Source organism: Thermomonospora sp. CIF 1 (genome assembly GCF_001896795.1).
GTDB lineage: Bacteria > Actinomycetota > Actinomycetes > Streptosporangiales > Streptosporangiaceae > Thermomonospora > Thermomonospora curvata.
Genome location: NZ_MOYN02000026.1, coordinates 197,148 through 219,336, shown reverse-complemented (window position 1 = coordinate 219,336; position 22,189 = coordinate 197,148). Strand labels below are relative to the sequence as shown.

General features: G+C 73.0%; 24 protein-coding genes, 1 pseudogene and 1 riboswitch. Of the genes and pseudogenes, 12 read left to right on the top strand and 13 right to left on the bottom strand.

Annotated elements, in window-relative coordinates; genetic code table 11:
• Positions 1-253: 253 nt before the first annotated feature.
• From BUE48_RS23505 to BUE48_RS23490, 4 genes are all read left to right on the top strand, one after another.
• Entirely contained in the window at positions 254-841 is a 588-nt protein-coding gene (locus BUE48_RS23505; protein ID WP_041440322.1) for a TMEM165/GDT1 family protein, read from the top strand.
• 202 nt (positions 842-1,043) lie between these two features.
• Positions 1,044-1,412 (top strand): hypothetical protein, encoded by a 369-nt coding sequence (locus BUE48_RS23500; protein ID WP_148233106.1) that lies wholly within the window; start codon positions 1,044-1,046, stop codon positions 1,410-1,412.
• Positions 1,413-1,421: 9 nt separating this feature from the next.
• Complete coding sequence (locus BUE48_RS23495; protein WP_012855027.1) at positions 1,422-1,922, top strand: hypothetical protein; 501 nt, start codon at positions 1,422-1,424, stop codon at positions 1,920-1,922.
• Between the two features lie 117 nt (positions 1,923-2,039).
• Entirely contained in the window at positions 2,040-2,597 is a 558-nt protein-coding gene (locus BUE48_RS23490; RefSeq protein ID WP_286991058.1) for a DinB family protein, read from the top strand.
• Between the two features lie 2 nt (positions 2,598-2,599).
• On the opposite strand, the gene BUE48_RS23485 is transcribed toward BUE48_RS23490, so the two are convergent.
• From BUE48_RS23485 to BUE48_RS23460, 6 genes are all read right to left on the bottom strand, one after another.
• Positions 2,600-3,424, bottom strand: a complete 825-nt coding sequence (locus BUE48_RS23485) for an energy-coupling factor ABC transporter ATP-binding protein (protein ID WP_012855025.1) — start codon at positions 3,422-3,424, stop codon at positions 2,600-2,602.
• The gene (gene cbiQ / locus BUE48_RS23480) at positions 3,421-4,161 is read right to left on the bottom strand and encodes a cobalt ECF transporter T component CbiQ (RefSeq protein WP_012855024.1); all 741 of its coding nucleotides are present in this window, start codon (positions 4,159-4,161) and stop codon (positions 3,421-3,423) included. The genes BUE48_RS23485 and cbiQ overlap by 4 nt, the downstream gene beginning before the upstream one ends.
• Before the next feature lie 3 nt (positions 4,162-4,164).
• Positions 4,165-4,509 (bottom strand): energy-coupling factor ABC transporter substrate-binding protein, encoded by a 345-nt coding sequence (locus BUE48_RS23475; RefSeq protein ID WP_012855023.1) that lies wholly within the window; start codon positions 4,507-4,509, stop codon positions 4,165-4,167.
• The gene (locus BUE48_RS23470) at positions 4,506-5,183 is read right to left on the bottom strand and encodes an energy-coupling factor ABC transporter permease (RefSeq protein WP_286991057.1); all 678 of its coding nucleotides are present in this window, start codon (positions 5,181-5,183) and stop codon (positions 4,506-4,508) included. Before BUE48_RS23470 ends, BUE48_RS23475 begins: the two co-directional genes overlap by 4 nt.
• Positions 5,184-5,217: 34 nt before the next feature.
• Positions 5,218-5,439: riboswitch (cobalamin riboswitch) on the bottom strand.
• Positions 5,440-5,494: 55 nt separating this feature from the next.
• Positions 5,495-5,827, bottom strand: coding sequence for a YnfA family protein (locus BUE48_RS23465; protein WP_012855021.1), 333 nt, complete (start codon positions 5,825-5,827; stop codon positions 5,495-5,497).
• Between the two features lie 22 nt (positions 5,828-5,849).
• Entirely contained in the window at positions 5,850-6,677 is an 828-nt protein-coding gene (locus BUE48_RS23460) for a polysaccharide deacetylase family protein (protein WP_286991056.1), read from the bottom strand.
• Between the two features lie 237 nt (positions 6,678-6,914).
• Between BUE48_RS23460 and BUE48_RS23455 the strand changes: the two genes are divergently transcribed.
• The 6 genes from BUE48_RS23455 (at position 6,915) to BUE48_RS23430 (ending at position 13,446) form a co-directional block, all read left to right on the top strand.
• Positions 6,915-8,516, top strand: coding sequence for an ABC transporter substrate-binding protein (locus tag BUE48_RS23455; RefSeq protein WP_012855019.1), 1,602 nt, complete (start codon positions 6,915-6,917; stop codon positions 8,514-8,516).
• 19 nt (positions 8,517-8,535) lie between these two features.
• On the top strand, positions 8,536-9,489 hold the full coding sequence (locus BUE48_RS23450) for an ABC transporter permease (RefSeq protein ID WP_012855018.1): 954 nt from the start codon (positions 8,536-8,538) through the stop codon (positions 9,487-9,489).
• A complete protein-coding gene (locus tag BUE48_RS23445) occupies positions 9,482-10,525 on the top strand; it encodes an ABC transporter permease (protein ID WP_012855017.1) in 1,044 nt (347 codons plus the stop codon). The genes BUE48_RS23450 and BUE48_RS23445 overlap by 8 nt, the downstream gene beginning before the upstream one ends.
• Positions 10,526-10,534: 9 nt before the next feature.
• Positions 10,535-11,539, top strand: a complete 1,005-nt coding sequence (locus BUE48_RS23440; protein WP_286991055.1) for an ABC transporter ATP-binding protein — start codon at positions 10,535-10,537, stop codon at positions 11,537-11,539.
• Positions 11,539-12,519, top strand: coding sequence for an ABC transporter ATP-binding protein (locus BUE48_RS23435; protein WP_012855015.1), 981 nt, complete (start codon positions 11,539-11,541; stop codon positions 12,517-12,519). Before BUE48_RS23440 ends, BUE48_RS23435 begins: the two co-directional genes overlap by 1 nt.
• Positions 12,520-12,678: 159 nt before the next feature.
• Entirely contained in the window at positions 12,679-13,446 is a 768-nt protein-coding gene (locus tag BUE48_RS23430; protein WP_286991054.1) for an ABC transporter permease, read from the top strand.
• A 628-nt stretch (positions 13,447-14,074) separates the two neighbouring features.
• On the opposite strand, the gene BUE48_RS23425 is transcribed toward BUE48_RS23430, so the two are convergent.
• A complete protein-coding gene (locus BUE48_RS23425; RefSeq protein ID WP_012855013.1) occupies positions 14,075-15,265 on the bottom strand; it encodes a serine hydrolase domain-containing protein in 1,191 nt (396 codons plus the stop codon).
• Between the two features lie 280 nt (positions 15,266-15,545).
• Here BUE48_RS23425 and BUE48_RS23420 point away from each other — a divergent pair, with 280 nt between their 5' ends.
• The gene (locus BUE48_RS23420; RefSeq protein WP_286991053.1) at positions 15,546-17,219 is read left to right on the top strand and encodes a serine/threonine-protein kinase; all 1,674 of its coding nucleotides are present in this window, start codon (positions 15,546-15,548) and stop codon (positions 17,217-17,219) included.
• A gap of 13 nt (positions 17,220-17,232) precedes the next feature.
• Here the strand turns inward: BUE48_RS23420 and BUE48_RS23415 are convergent, their stop codons facing one another.
• From BUE48_RS23415 to BUE48_RS23400, 4 genes and pseudogenes are all read right to left on the bottom strand, one after another.
• A complete protein-coding gene (locus tag BUE48_RS23415; protein WP_286991052.1) occupies positions 17,233-17,499 on the bottom strand; it encodes a suppressor of fused domain protein in 267 nt (88 codons plus the stop codon).
• Between the two features lie 41 nt (positions 17,500-17,540).
• On the bottom strand, positions 17,541-18,989 hold the full coding sequence (locus BUE48_RS23410) for a hydrogenase large subunit (RefSeq protein ID WP_286991051.1): 1,449 nt from the start codon (positions 18,987-18,989) through the stop codon (positions 17,541-17,543).
• Positions 18,986-19,900 carry a proton-conducting transporter transmembrane domain-containing protein gene (locus BUE48_RS23405; RefSeq protein WP_286991050.1) on the bottom strand — a complete coding sequence of 305 codons (915 nt, stop codon included), beginning with the start codon at positions 19,898-19,900 and terminating at the stop codon, positions 18,986-18,988. Before BUE48_RS23405 ends, BUE48_RS23410 begins: the two co-directional genes overlap by 4 nt.
• A 73-nt stretch (positions 19,901-19,973) precedes the next feature.
• Positions 19,974-20,387 (bottom strand): annotated as a pseudogene (locus BUE48_RS23400) (proton-conducting transporter transmembrane domain-containing protein); the annotation flags it as partial.
• Between the two features lie 97 nt (positions 20,388-20,484).
• On the opposite strand from BUE48_RS23400, the gene BUE48_RS23395 reads away from it, so the two are divergent.
• Positions 20,485-20,658: a hypothetical protein gene (locus tag BUE48_RS23395; RefSeq protein ID WP_286991049.1), complete on the top strand. Its 174-nt coding sequence runs from the start codon at positions 20,485-20,487 to the stop codon at positions 20,656-20,658.
• A gap of 49 nt (positions 20,659-20,707) precedes the next feature.
• Here the strand turns inward: BUE48_RS23395 and BUE48_RS23390 are convergent, their stop codons facing one another.
• Entirely contained in the window at positions 20,708-21,304 is a 597-nt protein-coding gene (locus BUE48_RS23390) for a hypothetical protein (protein WP_286991048.1), read from the bottom strand.
• A gap of 5 nt (positions 21,305-21,309) precedes the next feature.
• Positions 21,310-22,176 carry a respiratory chain complex I subunit 1 family protein gene (locus tag BUE48_RS23385; RefSeq protein WP_286991047.1) on the bottom strand — a complete coding sequence of 289 codons (867 nt, stop codon included), beginning with the start codon at positions 22,174-22,176 and terminating at the stop codon, positions 21,310-21,312.
• Positions 22,177-22,189: the final 13 nt, after the last annotated feature.

The following is a 22,189-nucleotide window of genomic DNA, read 5'->3' as shown; positions in this document are numbered from 1 at the left end:
AGTAGTCCCGAACCGCCGAGCGGTCGACATGCTGGCGGCCCTGCCCACGCGGGCGGGGGTGCCCGGCCCTCGGGCCGCGGCCCGTCCCGATGCGGGCGGCGCCGTGGTGGACGAGACCTTCGGCCTGGTAAGACGTGCCCGCTCGCGGGCGCATTCGTCATGCCGGGCCGAGACGGTCCTCCCCGTGCCGAAGCTCTCGGCGCGCCGGGTCGGCCGGCGCGGCCCGGCCGCAGGGAAAGGCCGCCGTCTTCCGATGAGCTTCGACCCCGTTGCGTTCCTGGCCGCGTTCGCCGTGATCTTCCTGGCGGAGCTGCCCGACAAGACCATGTTCGCCTCGCTGGCCATGGGCACCCGCATGCGCCCGCTGTGGGTGTGGCTGGGCACCTCCAGCGCCTTCCTGGTGCACGTGGTCATCGCGGTCGCCGCCGGCAGCCTGTTCGCGCTGCTGCCCAAGCCGCTGGTGCAGACGGTGGCCGCCGCGCTGTTCGCCTTCGGCGCCTACACCCTGCTCAAGGGCGACGGCGAGGAGGACGACGAAGAAAGCGGCACTGGGCCGCGCGTCCTGGGCACGTGGGCCACCTACGCCACCGCCTTCACGGTCGTGTTCATCAGCGAGTGGGGCGACCTGACCCAGATCACCACCGCCAACCTGGCCGCCGCCCGCCAGCCGCTGCCGGTGGCCCTGGGCGCGCTGCTGGCCCTGGTGTCGGTGTCGGCGCTGGCGCTGCGCGCGGGACGGTTCATCGCCGAGCGGGTGCCCTTGGCGGTGGTGCGGCGGCTCGGCGGCCTGGTCATGGTCGTGCTGGCGCTCTGGTCGCTGAGCGAGGCGTTCTTCGGCTGATTTCGGCCGACCCGGACGCCCGATGCCCGGCGGGCAGATACCGCGCGATAGTGGATCTTCATGGATGATCTGGGAAAAGATGGATTTCGGTGATTCTTCCGTACCTGTTCCCGCATGACTTCCCGCATGACGCTGGATGGGCGGTTGGATCGTGCAGGAAATCCGGCCAGTCAAGCTTGAGAGCGTCGACGAGCCGGCTCCCGTGCCGGAGGAAGCGGCGCTGGACCTGCAGTTCGTGGTCGAACCCGGGGACGCCGAGCCGCCGCCGCTGGTGTGCCGCATCGACGACCGGCCCGTGGACGTCGGGCCGGGGCGCTGGTACATCCCCCTGCCCGCCGGGACCAGGAAGGTCACGATCGAGTGCGGGGCCAGGGCGTCCTTTCTCTGCGAGGCCGTCAAGGGCCGCAGCAGGGTGATCGACGTCCACATAAGGCCGGAATCGGCCGTCCCCATGGTCATCTCCGCTCCGATTCCGCCCCCGGCCAGGGGGCTGCGGAGCTGGAACGTGCGGCTGACCCTCGTTCTGCTCGCGCTCTTCGTCCTTCTCTTCCTCGCGAACCAGCTCGTCTAGGGGCCGTGAATGCTTCCCAGGAACGGATGGTTCGGGCCCACCCTGCGGCCCGCGAAGGACAACGGATCACCCTGGCTGATCGTCCGCTACGCCTGGCCGTTCCGGCATCGCAATTCCTGGTTCCACCGCAGGGAGTACCTGCCGACGGTGACGCTGAACGGGGAGCCGGTGCCGGCCGAGTGGGGCACGTGCGTGTACGTGCTGCGCGAGCCCTCCTACTTCGTGAAGGTCACCCAAAACGCCCACTCCCCCCTGCAGGAGGAGATCGCCGTGCCGCTGGCGGTCACGGCCTCCGGCACGGTCCACCCGCCTCGGCCTGCGGAACTGGTCTACGCCCCCTCCAACCCGGGAGCGGAAGTGCCCCGCGTCACCGCCGCCCCGCCCACTCTCCGCACCGGACGCCGCCATTGGAGGGACGCCACCGGCCCTTTGACGACCGTCTTGCTGTGGGTCTTCGCCTATTGCCTCGTCCTGGGGCCACAATTGGCGGCCCTGCTGGTCAAGCTCTGATGTGCCGGGGACTGAAGCGCCTTTAAATCCTTGGCCAAAGGGGGCCGGGCGCGCCTACCGTGGACGCAGGGCGCAGACGGCCGCAGGCCGCCGCCCGGCACGCCGAGGAGAACGGACATGAAGGACCCGGCCGGCTCGGTCATCGGCGCGTTCGACGAGGTGTGGGCGCGTTTCACCGCGCGCCTGGAGGGCCTGGAGGACGCGGAGTACTTCTGGGAGCCGGTGCCGGGCTGCTGGTCGGTGCGGCAGGGGCGGGACGGGCGCTGGCGGATCGACGGCGACGGCGGCGACGGCGGCCCGGCGGGCGCGCCGGTCCCGCCGCCGTTCACCACGATCGCCTGGCGCATCGGGCACATCGGCCTGTCGTTCATCGGCTTCGGCGACCGCCTCTTCGCCGACGGCCGGATCACGCTGCGGGACGTGGAGTTCGCCCCCACCGCGCCGGCGGCCCTGGCCTGGCTGGAGGAGGTCTACCGGCGCCACTGGCGAGACGACCTCGCCGCCATGGACGCAGCCCGCTGGCAGCGCCCCATCGGCCCGGCCTTCGGCGCCTACGCCGACCGGTCGGGAATGGACCTGGCGCTGCACGTCCTCGATGAGCTGACCCACCACGCCGCGGAGGTCGCCCTGCTGCGGGACCTTTACCGCCACAAGGACCGCCTCGGCCGAAGCTGAGTTCAGCCGGTGAGGCGGTCCAGGTCGGCGGGGGTGCGCGGGTCCGGGGCGCCCGGCGGCAGGAGTCCGTGGCGGCGCAGCAGGCGGCCCACCGCCGGTCCCCAGGCCGGGGTGAGGCGGGCCGAGCGCAGCAGGGACTCGTCGGCCAGCAGCTCGGCGGCGGGACCGGTGTGCAACCGGCCCTCGGCGAGGACGGCGGCGTCCTGCGCCCAGCGGTGGGCCAGGTCCACATCGTGGGTGGAGGCCACGATGGCGGTGCCCGCCGACCGCAGCTCCTCCAACGTCTCCAGCAGCGCCGTCACCCCGGCCGGGTCGAGCCCGGCGGCCGGCTCGTCCAGCACCAGCACCTGCGGGCGCAGCGCCAGCGCCCCGGCGATGGCGACCCGCTTGCGCTGGCCGAACGACAGCAGGTGGGTGGGGCGGTCGGCCAGCTCGGTGATCTGCATGGCCGCCAGCGCCTCGGCCACTCTCCGGCGCACCTCGGCGACCGGCAGCCCCAGATTGCGCGGGCCGAAGGAGACGTCCTGGGCGACGTCGGCGGCGAACAACTGGTCGTCGGGGTCCTGCAGCACCAGCTGGACGTGGGTGCGCAGCTCGGTCAGCCCCCGGCGGGAGTAAGAGACCGGCTTGCCGTGCAGGCGGATCTCGCCGCGCAGGGGACGCAGCCCGCCGGTCATCAGCCGCAGCAGCGTCGTCTTGCCCGCCCCGTTGGGCCCCAGCAGCACCAGCACCCGCCCCGGCGGCACGTGCAGCGACAGGCCGGTGAAGACCGGCGGCGCGCCCTCGTAGGCGTAGGCGACGTCATGGACGCTGAGAACGGCGCTCACAGCAGGTTCCCCAAGGCGAAGGTCACCGAGGCCGCCGCGACCGCCGGCAGCGGGGCGGCGGCCAGGAACGGGGTGCGCAGCGGGATCTCGGCGACGACCACCGGCAGGCTCCCGGTGTAGCCGCGCCCGGCCAGCCCGGCCTCCAGCCGCCGGGCCCGGTCGAAGGAGCGGACGAACACCGCCGAGCCCAGCCCGCCCAGGGACCGCCAGGCGGCCCGCAGCGACCGGTCGCCCAGCCGCCCGGCCTGGGCCTGCCGGGTCCGCCGGGCGGTGTCCAGCACGACGAACAGCAGCCGGTACACCAGCGCCGTCACCTCCACCAGCGCCGCCGGCAGCCCCAGCCGGGTCAGCCGGGGCAGCGCGTCGGCCAGCGGCGTGGTCCCGGCGAACAGCACCTGGCACAGCACGGCGGCGCCGCAGCGGGCCACCACCTCGCCCGCCCGGCCCGCCCCGCCGTCGGCCCAGCCGATCCCGTCCGGGCCGACCGTCACCAGGAACGTCAGCGCCCCGGTCAGCACGAACCCCAGCGGGATGCGGGCGGCCCGCAGCAGGGTGCGCGGCGGCATCCGCGCCCAGCACAATGCCACCGCCAGCGTGACCGCGGCGGTGACCGGCGCGCCCGGCCAGGGCGGCAGCAGCAGCGCACAGCCCAGCAGCCCACCGGCCAGCAGCGCCTTGGCGGCCGGGTGGTGCCGCCGCCAGGGGCTGCGGTAGGCCGCCGCGTCGATGGCGAGCACCGATCAGCCGTCGCCGTCCGCTCGCCGCTTCGCCCCCTGCGTCGCGGTGAGCCGCCGTTTGGTGCGCACCACCCCGAAGCAATAGCCGAGCACCCCTGCCCCCAGCGCCGCCTGCAGGGCGAACAGCGCCGATTCGATCTCCCCGGACGGCGGCTCGTACAGCGGGCTGAACCAGGGCTCGTAATCGGGGTCGTGCTCGGCGATCACCGTTTCGGCCCGCCCGTCGGCCCCGGCGAACGGCTCTTCCTCGCCGTCCCCGGCGCCCATCGCCAGTGGGGCGACCGCCAGCGCCGCCACCGCCAGCACGATCAGCAGGTTGATCAGCCCGCCGCGCGTCCGTGCGCTCATGAGGCCACCGCCTTCTCGCGTCCGCGCAGCACGCCCAGCCGGATCAGGTCGGCCGCGGCCGAGGTGCGCAGCAGCCGGACGACCAGCACCGTCAGCAGGCCCTCGCTGACCGCCAGCGGAAGCTGGGTGACGGCGAAGACCCCGCCGAACTTGGCCAGCGCCCCGGCGAACCCGCCCTGCGGATCGGGGAAGGCCAGCGCCAGCTGCGCGGAGGTGACGCAGTAGGTGACCAGGTCGGCGGCGAAGGCCCCGGCGAACACCGCCGGCAGCAGCCCGAGCCGGCGGGTCAGCAGGTAGCCGCCGTAGCCGACCCACGGCCCGATGACGGCCATGGAGAAGACGTTGGCGCCCAGCGTGGTCAGCCCGCCGTGCGCCAGCAGCAGCGCCTGGAAGACCAACGTGATGGTGCCGAGCACCGTCATGATCGGCGGACGGAACAAGATGGCGCCCAGCCCGGTGCCGGTCGGGTGCGAGCAGCTGCCGGTGACCGAGGGGATCTTCAGCGCCGACAACACGAAGCAGAACGCCCCGGAGGCGCCCAGCAGCAGCTTGCTTTCAGGGTCGGCCGCAACGCGGCGGCTCAGCGTGACGACGCCGTGGACGACGAACGGGGCCGCCGCCACGGACCAGGCGATGGCATGGGAGACGGGGAGATAGCCCTCGGCGATGTGCACGGGCGGACACCCAACCTTTCCAGCACCTCGTGGACGGTGGTCGAACGCCGTGGCCGGTCTCCTGGCTGACGGTCCAGCCCGCCGTTCGACCTTCCCAGGCGCCTGCGCCCAGTGGTCTCCCCGCCCGGCACCGGCCGGGGAAAGAACGGCGGGATCTCCCGATCACAGTGGCGAGGGCCGCTCCGGCCTTGGCGCGCTCCCGGAAAAGGGACGCGCCGCACCGGTATTCCCGAACACCACGGCCCATACAGCCTAGCCATACGCACACAAATGTGCATGCATAGGGACGTATATCTGCCGCCGAGGACAGTTCAGCCGCGCGGCGCGTACATGATGACCGCGACGCCCAGCAGGCACAGGGCGGCGCCGGCCAGGTCCCAGCGGTCGGGGCGGAAGCCGTCCATCACGATGCCCCACACCAGCGACCCGGCCACGAAGACACCGCCGTAGGCGGCCAGGATGCGGCCGAAATGGGGGTCGGGCTGGAAGGTGGCGACGAAGCCGTAGGCGCCCAGCGCCAGCACCCCGGCGGCGATCCACCACAGCCCGCGATGCTCCCGCCAGCCCTGCCAGACCAGCCAGGCACCGCCGATCTCGGCCAGCGCGGCCAGGGCGAACAGCAGCAGCGAGCGCACCACGGTCATCGGCGGCAACCTACCGTGCGGGTCACAGCGGGACGAAGGTCATGCCGCGCTTCTTCAGCCTGGGCACCACCTCGCGCAGCGCCGCGACGGTCTGCGAGCGGTCGCCGCCGCCGTCGTGGCAGAGCATGATCGCCCCGTCCTTGCTGCGCAGCAGGGCGCGCTTGATGCGGGCCACCCCGGGACGGCGCCAGTCCCACGGGTCGACCTCCCAGCCGATCGGGATCATCCCGTACTCGGCGACCTTCTCCATCACCTGGCGCGACCAGGCGCCGCCGGGAGAGCGGAAGTACTTGGGGACCACCCCGGTGGCCTGGGCGATCCGGGCGTGGGCCTCGGCGATCTCGCGGTGGATGCGCTTGCCGCCGATCCGGTCGAAGCCCATCGGGTGGGTCATGGTGTGGTTACAGATCTGGTGCCCGGCCTCCACGATGCGCCGCGTCAGCGCCGGGTGCTCCTTGACCATCTCGCCCACCACGAAGAACGTGGCCGTCACCTGGTGCTCGGCCAGCAGGTCGAGCACCTGCGGCGTGTACTTGGGGTGCGGGCCGTCGTCGATGGTCAGCGAGATCGTCTTGGGCGGGCGGGCCGGGTCGAGCTGGTCGAGGTTGGTGATCGCCTCCTTGTAGCGGCGCACCCGGACCGGGCGCCAGGCCGGGTGCCCGGGCAGGGTGGGCGTCGGCGTCGGCGACGGCGTCCGCGGCGCGGGGGCCGCGGTGGGGGTCTGCGGGGAGGCGCCGGAGCCCGAGGCCTCGGCCGTGCCGCGCACGCTGTCCGATCCGACCGCAACCGCGAAACCCACGGCGCCCAGCGTCCACAGCAGGCGGCGCCGAGACGGCTCGCTGAACTCCATGACCCCACACGTTATAGGGCGTTTCACCATTCAAGCGGCGTATCCGTGACACAACCCGTTCAAGAACGCCGATCCCGCCCAAGGAGCCCCCTGCCCCCTCCTTCTGACTAGGAGTGATCACCCTGCAAAGTCCCGATCAGTGGGACAAGTCACATTCGACCTGGTCAGGCGCTGGTTATGTCATCTCGCTCAACACGGGTGACTCAGGTCACTTGGTGCAGAGGGGGGAAGAAGGAAATGTCCAGCAAGAGGTGGCTGCGCGGCGCCGCCGGGGCGCTCGCGGTCGTGGCGCTGACGGCGGCATGCACCTCGGGCGGAAGCGGCGACGGCCAGAGCAAGGCCCAGCCCCAGGCCACCTACAAGGTCGGCATGATCGGCACCGACTCCGGCGGCACCCCGGTCAAGGGCGGGACGCTGACGTTCAGCACCTACACCGAGGCCGGCCTGCTCGACCCGGCGCAGACCATCGTCGCCGGCTCCACCGGCGGCATCGAGATGGCCGCGGTCTACGACGTGCTGCTGCGCTGGGACAGCGCCTCCGGCGAGGTCGTCCCGCAACTGGCCAAGGACATGAAGGCCAGTGACGACAACAAGACCTGGACGCTCACCCTGCGCGAGGGCGTGAAGTTCAGCGACGGCAAGCCGCTGGACGCCGAGGCCGTCAAGTGGAGCATCGAGCGTTACGTCGACAAGGGCGGCGACGACGCGATGCTGTGGAAGCGCAACGTCGAGGCCGTCGAGACGCCCGACGACCTGACCGTGGTCTTCAAGCTCAAGAAGGGCTGGGCCGACTTCGACTTCATGCTCACCGGCGGCCTCGGCATGATCGTCGCCAAGTCCGCCGACGCAGGCAAGGAGTTCAAGCCGGTCGGCGCGGGCGCCTTCACCTTCGGCAGCTACAAGCCGAAGGAGGAGATGATCCTCAACGCCCGCGAGGACTACTGGGACGGGCGGCCCAACCTCGACAAGATCCGCATCACCTACATCGCCGACCCCAACGCCGCGCTGGACACCCTCAAGTCCGGCCAGACCCAGGTCGGCTTCTTCCGTGACCCGCTGGTCGTCCAGAAGGCCCTGGACGCCGGCTACCACGGCTTCATGAACATGGTGGCGCTCGGCAACGTCGCCGTCATCAACGCCGCCAAGGGCCGGCCCGGCGCCGACGCGCGGGTGCGGCAGGCGATGTTCCACGCCATCAACCCGGACGTGATCTACCAGCGCGCCTACTCGGGCGTCCTGCAGGGCAGCTCGGAGATCTTCCCGAGCTTCTCGCGCTGGCACACCGGCACCAAGCCGCTGGCCTACGACCCCGACAAGGCCAAGCAGCTGCTGGAGCAGGCCAAGGCCGACGGCTTCGACGGCAAGATCAAGTACCTGGACGCCCAGGACCCGGCCTCCCAGGCCACCGCGTTGGCGATCAAGGCGATGCTGGAGAGCGTCGGCTTCCAGGTGGAGCTGGACCTGGTGCGCACCCCCACCGACCAGATCACCCGGGTGGCGGCCAAGCGCGACTACGACATGTCGGGCTGGGGCCTGAGCTGGCGCGAGGCCGGCCCCTACGGCCGGATGTTCACCACCTTGCACAGCGAGGGCAACGCCACGGTCGGCATGGCGACCACCCCCGAGATGGACGCCCTGATCGAGGAGTTCCAGGGCGCCGCCACCCCTGAGGAGCAGCGCGCCGTCATGGCACGCATCCAGGAGCAGTGGAACAAGGACGTCCCCGCCCTGGTGTTCGGCCCGATGCCGGAGTTCGTGGCCTGGCCGAAGACCGTGCACGGCGTCGAAGGCACCGTCAACAGCATGATCCTGCTGGACGACGCCTGGATCGGCCAGTAAGGGGAGAAGGCGGCCGTACATGGCGCGCAAAACGATCAGGCGGCTGGGCGAGCTCGTCCTGGTGCTGCTGATCGTCGGTGCGGGCACCTTCGCGCTCATGGACCTGATGCCCGGCGACCCGGCGGTGGTCGTCCTCGGCGAGGGTCACACCGAGCAGGAGTACGCGGCCAAGCGCGAGGAGATGGGGTTGAACGACCCCATCTCCGTGCGCTTCGCCGACTGGCTGGCATCGGCGGTCACCGGCGACTTCGGAGTCTCGTTCATCCCGCCCCACCACGAGGTCTCCGGCCGGATCGCCGCGGCCCTGCCGGTGAGCGTGGAGCTGGCGGCGCTGGGGCTGCTCATGGCCCTGGTGATCGCCGTCCCGCTGGCGATGTGGTCGGCCTACCACGCCGGCGGCCGGGTGGACCGGCTGGTCAGCGCCGGCACCTTCGGGGTGCTCTCGCTGCCCAGCTTCCTGGCCGGAATGTTGCTGATCATGGTGTTCGCCAACGGGCTGGGCTGGTTCCCCCGCGCCGAGTGGGTGCGCCTGAGCGAGAGCGTCGGCGACAACCTCTACCACGCCTTCCTGCCCGCGCTGACGATCGCGCTGGTGGAGGCGGCGATGTTCACCCGCGTGCTGCGCGGCGACCTGATCGCCACGCTGCAGGAGGACTACATCCTGGCCTCCAAGGCCAAGGGCATGCCCCCGGTGCACGTGCTGGTGCGGGACGCGCTGCGCCCGTCGTCCTTTTCGCTGATCACGCTGCTGGGCATCAGCCTGGGCCGGCTGATCGGCAGCACGGTGATCGTGGAGTACCTGTTCTCGCTGCCCGGCATGGGCACCCTCATCATCAGCGCCGCCGACGAGGGGGACGTGCCCACGGTGCAGGGGGCGGTGCTGGTCATCGCGCTGATCTACGTGCTGGCCAACGCGCTGATCGACCTTTCCTACGGCTACCTCGACCCACGAATCAGGCGGGCACATGTCTGAGATCACCGTCGCGCAGCAGACCGCCCCGGCGGCCGGGCGCCGGATCTCCCGGCCGGGCCTGGCGCTGAGCGTGCTCGGCCTGGCCGTCGCGGGCGGCTCGCTGGGCGCGCCGCTCATCGGCTGGGTGCGCTTCGGCGGGTTCGTGGCCGGGCTGGTCGTGCTCTACCTGGGGCTGGCGGCGCTCGGCCGGGGGCTGTTCGGCCCGTCCTTCGACCTGGCGTTCTGGGCGTGCCTGGGCTGGCTGGTGGTCCTGGTGGGGGCGGCGGTGCTGGCCCCGCTGCTGCCGCTGGCCGAGCACCAGGACGTCGCCAAGACGCTCAGCGCCCCCGCCATGGCGCCGCCCGACCCGCTGTCGGCGCACCCCCTGGGCACCAACAACTTCGGGCTGGACATGCTGGGCCGCGTCCTCTACGGGGCGCGTTCCTCGCTGGTGGTCTCCGTCGGCGCGGTGGCGCTGGCGATGGCGGCCGGCGGGGCGATCGGCATCGTGGCCGGCTACTTCGGCCGCCTGGCCGACGCCGTGGTCGGCATCGCCACCAACTCGCTGCTGGCGGTGCCGCCGCTGATCCTGCTGATCGCGCTGGGCACCGTGCTGGACCCGAGCCTGCGCAACATCGCCATCGCGCTGTCGCTGCTGGCGCTGCCCGGCATGATCCGCATGGCGCGGGCCGCCGCGCTGACGTTCGCCCAGCGCGAGTTCGTGCTGGCGGCCGAGTCGCTGGGCGCCTCCCGCTGGCGGATCATGACCCGCGAGCTGCTGCCCAACGTGGTACTGCCACTGGCCTCCTACGGGATGGTCATGGTGTCGGTGCTGATCGTGGCCGAGGCGTCGCTGAGCTTCCTCGGGCTGGGCGTCCAGCAGCCGAACCCCTCCTGGGGGAACATGATCGCCGAAGGGCAGGAGAACGACGTCTTCGTCCAGCACCCGCACATCGTGCTCGTCCCCGGCCTCACCCTGTTCATCACCGTGTTCGCCTTCAACCTCATCGGCGAGAAGGCGCGCCGGCGGTGGGACCCCCGGCAGGGCAAGCTCTAGGAGCCCGCAATGAACCCCAGCACCCCGCTGCTGACCGTCGAGGACCTGCGCACCGAGATCCGCACCGGCCAGGGCACGGTGCGGGCGGTGGACGGCGTCTCCTTCACCCTCGGCCACGGCGAGACGTTCGGCATCGTCGGCGAGTCCGGCTCGGGCAAGTCCGTGCTCGGCCGCACCGTCATGGGCCTGTATGCCACCGGCCCCACCATGACCGTCACCGGACGGGTGATCTTCGACGGGGTCGATGTGCACGCCCTCACCCCCGCCGGCCGCCGCCGGCTGTGGGGCTCGCAGGTCGCCATGGTCTTCCAGGACCCGATGACCGCGCTCAACCCCGTCCGCAAGATCGGCGCGCACCTCACCGAAAGCCTGCGCCGGCACGGCGGGCACTCGCGCGCCTCCGCCCGCCGGCGCGCCGAGGAACTGCTGCGCCTGGTCGGCATCCCCGAGCCGCGCCGCCGCCTCGACCAGTACCCGCACGAGCTGTCCGGCGGCATGCGCCAGCGGGTGGTGATCGCCATGGCGCTGGCCAACGAGCCCAAGCTGCTGATCGCCGACGAGCCGACCACCGCGCTGGACGTCACCGTCCAAAAGCAGATCCTGGACCTGCTGGACCGGCTCCAGGAAGAGTTCGGCATGGCGATCATCCTGATCAGCCACGACCTGGGCGTGGTGGCCGGCCGGGCCGACCGGGTGGCGGTGATGTACGCCGGCCGCATCGCCGAGACGGCCCCGGCCAAGGAACTGTTCGCCACCCCCCACCACCCCTACACCGAGGGGCTGCTGGCCTCGATCCCGGACCTGCACGGCCCCCCGCACACCCTGCTGGAGGCGATCGACGGCGCCCCGCCCAACATGGCCGCGCCCCCGCCGGGCTGCCGCTTCGCCCCCCGCTGCCGGTACGCCCGGCAGGTCTGCCACGGCCAGGTCCCGCCGCTGCGGCCCGTCCCCGGCGCCGCGGACCGCTCCCTGGCCTGCCACCACCCCGTCAACGTCCCCGCAGGAGGCTCGTGATGGCCGGCTCCGGCACCGCTCATCTGCGTTCCGACCGACCGGGCCGCGTCCTGGTCGTGGAGGACCTGGTCGTGCAGTTCCCGGCCGGGCGCGGACGCACGGTGCACGCCGTCTCCGGGATCAGCTTCGACCTGCTGGACGGGGAGACGCTGGGCATCCTGGGCGAGTCCGGCTGCGGCAAGTCCAGCGCCGGGCGCGCGGTGATGCAGCTCCCGCCGCCCACCTCCGGCTCGGTGCGGCTGGCGGGCACCGAACTGACCGCCCTGTCGGGCAAGCGGCTGCGGCGGCACCGCCGCACCATGCAGATGGTGCTGCAGAACCCCGTCGCCGCGCTGAACCCCCGCCGCAAGGTCGCCGACCTGGTCGCCGAGGGCCCGGCGGTGTGGGGCGAGCGGGTCGATGACGCCCGGATCGACGCGGTGCTGCAGGCGGTGGGCCTGGACCCGGCCACCGTCCGCGACCGCCGCCCCCACCAGCTGTCGGGCGGCCAGTGCCAGCGGGTGTGCATCGCCCGCGCCCTGATGATGGACCCGAAGGTGCTGATCTGCGACGAGCCGGTCTCCAGCCTGGACGTCTCGGTGCAGGCGCAGATCCTCAACCTGCTGGAGGAGACCAAGGCCCGCTACGGCCTGAGCATGGTGTTCATCGCCCACGACATCGCCGTGGTGAAGAACATCAGCGACCGGATCATGGTGATGTACCTGGGCAAGATCTGCGAGGTCGTCCCCTCCGGGGCCCTGGCCGGCGCCGCGCGCCACCCCTACACCCGGCTGCTGCTGGCCTCCGTCCCCGAGGTCTCCCGCACCGCCGAGCCGCCCCCGCCCGACCGGCGGCCCGCCGAGCTCCCCTCACCGCTGAACCCGCCCAGCGGCTGCCGGTTCCGCACCCGCTGCCCGCTGGCCACCGACCGCTGCGCCACCGAGGAGCCGCGGCTGCGCCAGGTCGGCGACGACCACTACCTGGCCTGCCACAACGTCTGAGTGCACGAACGCCGCCGCAGCTCGCCCCGGCCCGTCCCGGCGGGCGCGAGCCGGGCCGGTTGCCGCGCCCCGGTGTTTTCCGGGGGCCTCGATGGCACAAGCCCTAAGGAGGCCGGGGGATTCCGGCGGGGGCTGTTGTCGGAAGGTGCGGGGAGAGGTGTGGCGACGGCTGTGACCGGGGGTGCCGCGCCCGAGGCCGGGGTGCCGCTGGCGGTGGTGCTGGCGGTGCTGACCGCCGGGGCGGCGCTGCTGGTGCGGCTGGGCGGGCTGGGGAAGTGGCACGAGGTCGTGGTGGCGGCCGCGCGCGCCACCGGGCAGCTGGCCGCGGTGTCCCTGCTGATCGCCGTCGTGCTGGGCGGCATGGGGGCGACCGCCGCGTTCGTGTCGGTGATGCTGGTGATCGCCGCGCTGACCGCCGGCCGCCGCATCACCGGGGCCACCGGGCGCGGCGCGGTGTGGGCGGGGGCGTCCATCGTGGCGGGAGTGGGGCCGGTGCTGGGGCTCGTCCTGGCGGCCGGGGTGGTTCCCGCCGCGCCGGTGTCGGTGCTGCCGATCGCCGGGATCCTGATCGGCGGTGCGATGACCGCCACCGCGCTGGCCGGCCGCCGCGCCTTGGAGGAGCTGGAGGTCCGGCACGGCGAGTACGAGGCGGCGCTGGCGCTGGGGCTGCTGCCCCGGGACGCGGCGCTGGAGGTGACCCGGCCGGCCGCGGCGCTGGCGCTCGTGCCGGTCATGGACCAGACCCGCACGGTGGGCCTGGTCACCCTGCCGGGGGCGTTCATCGGGATGATCCTGGGCGGCGCGAACCCGCTCGCCGCCGGGGTCGTCCAGCTGCTGGTGCTGGTCGGGCTGCTGGCGGCCGAGGCGGCGTGCGTGCTGGTCACCGTGGAACTGGTGGCCGCGGGCCGGCTGCGCGGACGGCGGTGACCGGCCGCTCGGGAGAGGCGGCCGGATGCGGCTGTCAGCGAGGGTCGGGTGAGGAATGCCGAGCCGACCGGCCGCCCTGCTTCCCCCGGAGGGACCCCTGCCGCCCGGCGGGTCTCGGGGGCGAAGCGAGGACCCCGGCCGACAGGGGTTCTGACCATAGCCCCGCAGATGAACGGCGTGAAGTGACAGAGCGCCTACAGTTATTCACAACATGTGTCAGCGATCGAAGGTCATTCATTGACGTGAACTTCGGGTAATTTCCGGCACTCGCCGTCATGGCCGCAGCGAAGCTGTTAACGTCGGTGCGGCCGCAGGACGCGTCCGTTCGCGTTGGTGAGACGCGTTCTGAGCGTTGGAAGGGCCAGGGCCCGGCGCGGCGGACGCGCGGGCGACGGTGGAAACGTGCGGGACGGTGCGTCACGGGGGCCGGTCCGCTCGCATGCCTCCACCGTCACGCCCGCCGAGCCTTCCCGCCGACCCCGCCGCCGGGCCGGGTCGCGCCTTATCTCCCACACCGGGCCGCCGCCGCCGAGCCTTGCCCGGCATGTGGTCGCAGACGCTCGGGACGGGGCCCGGCGGCGCCATGACCCTGCAGGTCACGGCGTCATCCCGGGGCACCGGAAAGGGCTCACCGAGCCCCTCCGGGGCTCGGGGCGGCGCGGCGGGTGGCCGCGACGTGGGCGGCCACCGCGCGGAAGGCGGTCAGCTCCTCGCCGCCGGAGATGTCGGCGTACAGGGTGTTCTTGACGATGACGACGCCGTGGCGGGGGGAGACGTAGATCCGCTGGCCGCCGAGCCCGGCGGCCATGTAATCGCCGTGGCCGCCGCCGCCGACCCACCAGTGCAGCCCGTAACCCCGGGACGTCTCTCCCCGGGGCTCGTTGAACGGCGCCGAGGGCCGGGTCGAGGCCCGCACCCACTCCCGGGGCACCACCCGCCGCCCGCCGGCCCGGCCGCCGCGCAGGTACAGCAGCCCGAAGCGGGCGAAGTCGCGGGCCGTGGCGTAGATGCAGCAGTACCCCAGGTCGGCGCCGTAGTGGTCGGCACCGACCAGCGCCGTGTCCGCCATCCCGGCGGCGCTCCAGATCCGCCGCTGCAGGTACTCGTGGAACGGCATCCCGGTGGCGCGGGCGACCACCCAGGCCAGCACGAACGAGTTCACGCTGGTGTACTCGAACCGGCTGCCGGGCTCCCAGCCGCGCCGCTGCCGGGCCGCCATGCGCTCCACGGAGGCGCCGAACGCGGCCCCGGCGTGCAGCAGCGGCACGTCCCGGTTCTCGTCCCACTCGATGCCGGACGACATGCGCAGCACGTCCCGGATCGACACTCCCGCATACCCCGAGCGCTTCAGCTCGGGGACGTAGTCGGTCACCGGGTCGTCGATGCCGGCGATGCGTCCTTCGGCCAGGGCGATGCCCACCGCCGTCGCGGTGAACGACTTGGCCATCGACCACGACTGGAACCGGGTGTGGCGGGTGGCGCCCCGGTAGCGTTCGGCCACGATCGTCCGGCCGTCCAGGACGACGAACCCCTGGGTGCCGGACCGGGTGAGGAAGTCTTCGAGGGTGTGACGCCGGCCGTTCCACTCATAGGTCACCGGCAGCGGCCTGGTCCGCTTGCGCAGCCGGACGGGATCGGCCGAGGGGCGCAGCGTCGTCCAGGCGATCGGCAGCAGCCCGCGGGGCCGCTCATCGGGGCGCGGCCGGGTCGCGGCCGGGGCGGAGGGCGGCGGCGCGGCGGCGACCTGGGGCGCCGGCAGCACCACGGCGGCGGCGAGGGCGAGGGCGGGCAGCGCCGCACGGACGGCTCTGAGGCGCATCGAGGGCTCCTCGGGGGGTTGCCGGACGGGGCTGCTTTGAGCGTCCACCGACCTGAAAACCCAGGACAGTGGCCTGACAGATAGATTTCAGATGGGTCAGTGGGATTGGTGTTCCAGGCGGTGAGGACCTTTCGGAGCATCCCCGGGCGGGCCCGGCGGCGGTCGCGGTCACCGCGACGGTGAGCAGGGAGAACGGGTGATGAAAAAGGTTCAAACCCCCAACGGAGTTAATAGGCTGCTGTAACCCGACATCGGTTCGAGCCCTGGGGGAGGCGGTGCTGTGGAGCCCGGAGCGTTGCTGGACGGCAAGTACCGGCTGGTGCGGCGGCTCGGGCAGGGCGGCATGGGCGAGGTGTGGGCCGCCGAGGACCTGAGCCTGAACCGGCAGGTCGCCGTCAAGATCGTGCTGTCGAACCTGGGCACCAACCAGGAGGTGATCGCGCGGCTGCGGCGGGAGGCCCAGGCCGCCGCCTCGCTGCAGCATCCCGGCATCACCGTGGTGCACGCGATGGGCGAGCACGAAGGCCACCCCTTCGTGGTGATGGAGCTGCTCAACGGCCGGGACTTCATGGCGATCCTGGAGGCCAACCCCAACGGGATCCCGGTCGCCCACGCGGTGTCGCTGGCCGCGCAGGTCGCCGACGCGCTGGCCTACGCGCACCGCAACGGGGTGGTGCACCGCGACATCAAGCCCGCCAACCTGATGGAGCTGACCGACGGCCGGGTCAAGATCTGCGACTTCGGCATCGCCCGCTTCGCCGACGCCGCCCCCGACCTGACCCCGATGGGCATGATCCTGGGCACGCCCCCCTACACCGCCCCCGAGCAGTACCGGGGCGGGCCGGTGGACGGGCGCAGCGACCTGTACTCCTTCGGCTGCACGCTTTACGCGCTGCTGACCGGGCGGCCGCCGTTCACCGGCCCGTCGATCGCGGCGTTCATGAACCAGCACCTGCACGAGCCCCCGCCGCGCCCGAGCGAGCTGCGCCCGGACATCCCGGCCGAGCTGGAGAACCTGGTGCTGGGCATGCTGGCCAAGGACCCCGCCGACCGGCCCGCGATGGAGGAGGTGCTGGCCCGCCTCAACGCCCTGAACTCCCCCGCCCCGGCCCCGCCGGCCGCGCCCGCCGCCACGCTGCCGTTCGCCCCGGACGCCCCGCCGCCCTTCCCGCAGGCGGACCCGGCCGTGCTCCCGCCGGTCGGCCCGCCGCCCGCCGCCGTGCACCAGGCGCCGCTGAGCCCGCTGCCGCCGCCGTCCCCGCCGTCCCCGGCCGCGCAGGCGCTCAACGAGGCGGTCAACCGGCTGCGGTCCTCCCGGGCCCCGGTGAGGGCCTGGCGGGCGGTGGCGTCGGCCGCCGGATGGCTGCTGCGCGCCCCCGGCGGCGCGGGCCGCGACCTGGACCCGGCGCTGCGGCGCGACGGCCTCGGCCTGGTCCTGCTGATCGCCGCGCTGACCTGCGGCGGGCTGCTGTGGTCGCAGACGGAGCTCACCGTGACCACCAAGACCGCCGACTTTCTGCGCGGCGTCTTCGGCGTCTGCGCCTACGTGCTGCCCGTGCTGCTCTTCCTGCTGGCGGCCCGCATCTTCCGCAGCCCGGAACGCCGCGAGGCCAACGCCCGCATCGTCTCAGGCTCGGTGGTGACGTCCCTGGCCGTGCTCGGCGTCATCCACATCAGCGCCGAGACCCCGAACCCGCTGAAGACCGACGACCTGGAACCGATCCGCGACGCCGGGGGAGTGGTCGGCTGGATGGTGGGCGCCCCCCTGGAGGCGGCCCTCACCCCCTGGGGCGCGATCCCCCTGCTGCTGGTGCTCGGCGGCCTCGGCCTGCTGATCGCCACCGCCACCCCCCTCAACGAGCTCCCCGAACGCATCGGCCGCCTCCTCGGCCTGCTGACCTCCGACCGCGACCGGACCCCCGAAGGGCAGCGCCAGGGCCCGGCGAACTCCTGACCCGTCCGGCGGCTCAGAGCACCGACTCCCGCAGCAGGCCCACCGCATCGGCCTTCTGCTGCTCGAGCAGGTCCTCCAGGGCCTCAGAGCCGTTGGAGCGGGCGTACTCCGGTTCGGCGGTCGAGATCGGGATCGCCTGCAGCCAGGCGACGGTCTTTCCGGGAAGACGCAGGGTCTGCGGGGGCTGATCCCACAGGAACCGGGAGACCTCGGGACGGCCTTGGAAAACCCTGACCACCTCACGGGCCATCCGCCGGTCAGCGGTTGACGCCTCCACCATCGCAGGACTCCTCGGGGCCGGGCCGCCGGGAACCGGGCGCCTCACAGGTCGTTGCCGGCGTAGGAGAGGTTGAAGCTCTTGTTGACCAGGGGGAAGTCCGGGACGATCGCGCCGCTGAGCGCCACGGGCAGGGCGGGCCAGTTGAAGAAGGACGGATCGACCACCTTGACCCGGGCCAGGGCGCCTGCGGCGTCCAGTTGCACGCGGTGGACGATGGTGCCGCGCCAGCCCTCGGCGATGCCCACCCCCGCGGCCGGGCCCAGCACGTCGGACGGCAGCGGGGCCACGTGGTCGAGGTCGGCTGCGTCCAACTCGCCGGCCAGGTCGGTGATGATCTTGATGGAGGCGGCGATCTCCTCGGCGCGGACCTGGAAGCGGGCCAGCACGTCCCCGCTGGTGCGGAAACCCTCGAGGGTGTCGCGCCGGGCGTCCACGTCCAGCCCGCTGGCGCGCGCCACATAGCCGAGGGTGCCCAGGTCGCGGGCGGCCTGGGCGGACAGCACGGCGGTGCCGGCGAAGCGGTCCAGCACCACGCTGTGCCCCAGGGCGAGCGCGACGATCTCGGCCACGTCCTCCCCGATGGCGCGCAGGGCGTCGGTGTCCGGCAGGGCGCGCAGCCGGGCGCCGCCCACCACGACCCCGCCGCGCAGCAGGCGGTGGCCGGTGACCTGATCGTTGATGCGCAGCAGCGACTCGCGGACGCGCCCGGCGTGGGCGTTGAGGATGCCGTGCGCCACGTCGTTGCACAGTGCGCCCAGGTCGGTGACGTGGTTGTAGATCCGTTCCAGCTCCAGCAGCAGCGCCCGGATCCGCGCGGCCTGCGGCGGCACGGCCATCTCCAGCGCCGACTCCACCGCCTGGCAGTAGGCCAGCGCATGCCCCACGGAGGTGTCGCCGCTGATCCGCTCGGCCAGCTCCAGCCCGGCCTCGGGGGCACGCCCCTCGAACAGCTTCTCGATCCCCTTGTGGACGAACCACAGCCGGGCCTTGAGCTTGAGGATGCTCTCCCCGACCACCGAGAACCGGAAGTGACCGGGCTCGATCAACCCGGCGTGCACCGGCCCGACCGGGATCTCATAGACCCCCGGCCCCTCCACGGTGACGAACGGGAAGGGCCCTTCCGGGTCGCCGAAGGCGGGCGGCGGCCCGGCGTCGTCCCGCATCGGGTACCAGCCGCGCGGCCAGTGGTGGTGCCGCACCAGGCGGCGGGGCAGCGGATGGTTCTCCGGGACGATCCCGTACAGGTCGCGCATCTCCCGTTCGAAACGCCCGGCCGGGAACGACAGCGAGGCGATCGACGGCAGGCGGGGGTCGTCCCCCGGCACCGGCAGGTGCAGTTCCACCAGGTCGGCGCCGTGGCTGAACAGGTACACCACATCGAAGCCGGACGGGTCGGGGACCGCGGCCACCAGCGCCAGCCGGTGCCCACTGCCCAGCAGCTCGGCGGCGTGGGCGGCCAGCGACTCACGGGTCACATCGATGAACTTCACGGGACGACCACCTGCGCGGCGTTGTCAAGGATCGACTGCAAAGGACCGGCGGTGACGCCGAGCAACCCGCAGGCCACCAGCCCGGCGACCATCGCGACGGCGACCCCGGCCGGCACCTTCACCGGCTCCGCTCCCGCGGACGCGCCGGCCTTCGCCGGTCCGCCGGGCTCCTCGTCGGACGCCTCCGCGGGCGCCGCTTCGGCGGCATCCGTTCCCGCGCCGGTTTCGGCGGAGTGCGCGGCGGGGGTGGCCACGGCGACGAGTACTGGCTCTGCCGAGGCGGCCTCGGGGGCTCCGCTTGCCTCGGTGGCTCGGCGGTCGCCTGCTCCCGCAGCGGGCTGTGCGGCGGCTTGCGGCGCTCCGGCGGCCACGGCGGCGAGCACCGGCTCTGCGGCGCCGGCCGCGGTCTCGGCGTCCGGCGGCTGGGCGGAGAGCGGGGAGCCGAGGATCATGCGGCTGCCGATGCGGCCCACGGCGGCGACGATGACCAGCAGCAACACCAGGGCGACGGCGACCGCCCAGCCGATGCCGTCCTGGAAACCGGCGCGGAAGATGCCCAGCTCGGAGGCGAACAGGCTGAACGGCGGCAGGCCCAGCAGGGCCAGCAGGGCCAGCCCGAACGCCCCGCCCAGCAGCGGGGAGCGGGCCAGCAGGCCGCGCACCGCGGCGACCCGGCTGCTGCCGGTGGCGTGCAGGATGGTGCCGGACCCGATGAACAGCACCGACTTGCCCAGGCCGTGGCCGAGGACGTGCAGCAGCACGGCGGTCAGGGCCAGCCGGCCCCCGGCCGCCGCGCCCAGGGCCAGCAGGCCCATGTGCTCGATGCTGGAGTAGGCCAGCATCCGCTTGTAGTCCCGCTGGGCGATCAGCAGCAGCGCCGCCACCAGCAGCGACAGCAGCGCCAAAACCAACCAGCAGCAGGTTCCGGGTGAAGGCCGGGCCCAGCGCCGGGTCGGCGATCACCTTGACTCGCAGCATCGCGTAGAAGGCCACCGACAGCAGCACGCCCGACATCAGCGCCGACACCGGGGCGGGGGCCTGGCTGTGGGCGTCCGGCAGCCAGGCGTGCATGGGCGCCAGCCCCGCCTTGGTGCCGAAGCCCAGCAGCAGCAGCGCGACGGCGATGCGGGCCACCCCCGGGTCGAGGTCGGCGGCGTGGGCGGCCAGCACGTCCAGCTCCAGCGACTCCACCCCCGCCTGGGCGGCGGCGAAGTGCAGCAGCACCACCCCGAGCAGGGCGAGGGCGATCCCGGCCGAGCAGACCACCACGTACTTCCAGGCGGCCTCGACGGCGGCCCGGGTGCGCCGGTGCCCGACCAGGAACGCGGTCACGATCGTGGTGGCCTCGACCGCCACCCACAGCACGCCCAGGTTCGCCGCCAGCACCGCCAGCGCCATGGCCGCGATGAACCCCTGCGTCAGCACCCCGTACCGCCGGGCCGCCCGCGCATCGTCCTCGGCGGCCAGGTAGGACGGGCCGGCGAGCATGGCGAGCGTGGCGACCGCGCCGATGACGATGAGCATGAACGAGCTCAGCGCGTCCGCCCGCAGCCCCGGCGCGCTCGGCGGGGCCTGCTGCAGCGACAGCGCGATCCCGCAGGCCAGCACCCCGGCCGACGACAGCGCCCCCAGCCACCGCACCGGCCCGCGCCAGCCGGCCAGCGCGTAGACCGCCGCCGCCAGGCACGGCAGCAGGATCGGAAGAACGACCAGCAGCATCAGTCCCGCAGCTCCCGCAGCTCATCGAGGTCGGTGCCGCCGAACGCGGCGCGCATCCGCGTGGTGAGCACCTGCAGCACCAGCACCGCCAGCAGCACGTCCAGCGAGACGCCGATCTCCACCACCGGCGACAGCCCGCCGGCGGTCAAAAAGGCCATCGCGGTGATCCCGTTGTCGATCAGCAGGAACCCCACCACCTGCGACAGCGCCCGCCGCCGGGTGGCCAGCACGAAGAAACCCAGGAAGATCACGGTCATGGCCACCGGCACCGCCTGGGTGGCCGGAGTGGGCGCCAGGCGGATCACCGGCTGGCAGACCGCGTAGGCCAGCAGCGCCAGCACCGCCGCCGCCACCAGCGAGGAGGCCACGTTCACGATCGGCTTGGTCTCCCGCCGCTCCCCGGAGGCCGCCAGCGCCCGCCGCAGCAGGTACGGCAGCACCCCGGCGCGCAGCGCCCCGATGCCGACCGCCACCGCCGCCAGTTCGGCCGAGCCCTCGTGCGCGCCGAGCACCGCGATCAGCGCGGCCAGCGCCACCCCCTGCAGGGCGAACAGCGTGACGATCTTCGCCAGCTCGCTGCGCCACAGGATCAGCACCCCGGTCAGCAGGAACGCCCCGCAGGCCAGGTCGAGCAGTTACAGCCGCAGCTTGGCCATGAACACCTCGGCGGCGGCCAGCAGCGCGCCGAGCACGGCGACCTTGACCGCGAACACCGCCAGCGCCAGCGGCAGCGCCAGCGTGATCCCCCACGTCCGGCGAACAGCCCCAGCAGGACGGTCAGCCGCATCGCCGAGGCCCACTCGATGAGGGCCAGGTCGGGCCCGGCGTACTCCAGCACCATCGCCTCGTGGATCATCGTCAGCTCAAGGTGCGTGGCGGGGTTGTCCACCGGGATCCGCCCGGTCTCGGCCACCGTCACGATGATCAACGCCACCGCGGCCAGCAGGCTGACCGGCGAGATCACCGACAGCGGGTCTTCGGCCACCGAGGCGGCGATCTGCCCCAGGTTGGTGGAGCCCACCCGGATCGACAGGGCGAACACCGCCAGCAGGATGGTCGGCTCCACCAGCGCCATCACCGTCATCTCGCGGCTGGCGCCCATGCCGCCGAACGCGGTGCCGGTGTCCAGCCCGCCCAGCGCCAGCGCCACCGTGCCGAGCGCCAGCAGCGCGGTGACCGCGAACAGGTCGGCGGCCGGGTCCAGCGGGGAGTCGGTGGTGGCGAACGGCCCCACCGCCGCCACCACCAGCGCGGTGGCGGCCAGCACCAGCGGCGCCGCGCGGAAGAGCCATCCGGTCCCGTGCGGGGCGATCGGTTCCTTGCGCAGCAGTTTGCGCAGGTCCCGCATCGGCTGGGCGATCCCGGCGCCGGCGCGTCCCTCCAGGCGGGCCCGCACCTGCCGCATCAGCCCCACCAGGAACGGGGAGCCGACCCCGATCAGCACGACTTGCGCGGCGGCCCCGATCACCGCGTCACCTCTT

Coding starts and splice junctions, on each gene's coding strand:
- BUE48_RS23450 (WP_012855018.1), top strand. CDS start 8,536: ATGGCGCGCAAAACGATCAGGCGGCTGGGCGAGCTCGTCCTGGTGCTG.
- BUE48_RS23435 (WP_012855015.1), top strand. CDS start 11,539: ATGGCCGGCTCCGGCACCGCTCATCTGCGTTCCGACCGACCGGGCCGC.
- BUE48_RS23475 (WP_012855023.1), bottom strand. CDS start 4,509: ATGAGCGCACGGACGCGCGGCGGGCTGATCAACCTGCTGATCGTGCTG.
- BUE48_RS23460 (WP_286991056.1), bottom strand. CDS start 6,677: ATGGAGTTCAGCGAGCCGTCTCGGCGCCGCCTGCTGTGGACGCTGGGC.
- BUE48_RS23415 (WP_286991052.1), bottom strand. CDS start 17,499: ATGGTGGAGGCGTCAACCGCTGACCGGCGGATGGCCCGTGAGGTGGTC.
- BUE48_RS23495 (WP_012855027.1), top strand. CDS start 1,422: ATGCTTCCCAGGAACGGATGGTTCGGGCCCACCCTGCGGCCCGCGAAG.
- BUE48_RS23490 (WP_286991058.1), top strand. CDS start 2,040: ATGAAGGACCCGGCCGGCTCGGTCATCGGCGCGTTCGACGAGGTGTGG.
- BUE48_RS23455 (WP_012855019.1), top strand. CDS start 6,915: ATGTCCAGCAAGAGGTGGCTGCGCGGCGCCGCCGGGGCGCTCGCGGTC.
- BUE48_RS23465 (WP_012855021.1), bottom strand. CDS start 5,827: ATGACCGTGGTGCGCTCGCTGCTGCTGTTCGCCCTGGCCGCGCTGGCC.
- BUE48_RS23505 (WP_041440322.1), top strand. CDS start 254: ATGAGCTTCGACCCCGTTGCGTTCCTGGCCGCGTTCGCCGTGATCTTC.
- BUE48_RS23445 (WP_012855017.1), top strand. CDS start 9,482: ATGTCTGAGATCACCGTCGCGCAGCAGACCGCCCCGGCGGCCGGGCGC.
- BUE48_RS23425 (WP_012855013.1), bottom strand. CDS start 15,265: ATGCGCCTCAGAGCCGTCCGTGCGGCGCTGCCCGCCCTCGCCCTCGCC.
- BUE48_RS23440 (WP_286991055.1), top strand. CDS start 10,535: ATGAACCCCAGCACCCCGCTGCTGACCGTCGAGGACCTGCGCACCGAG.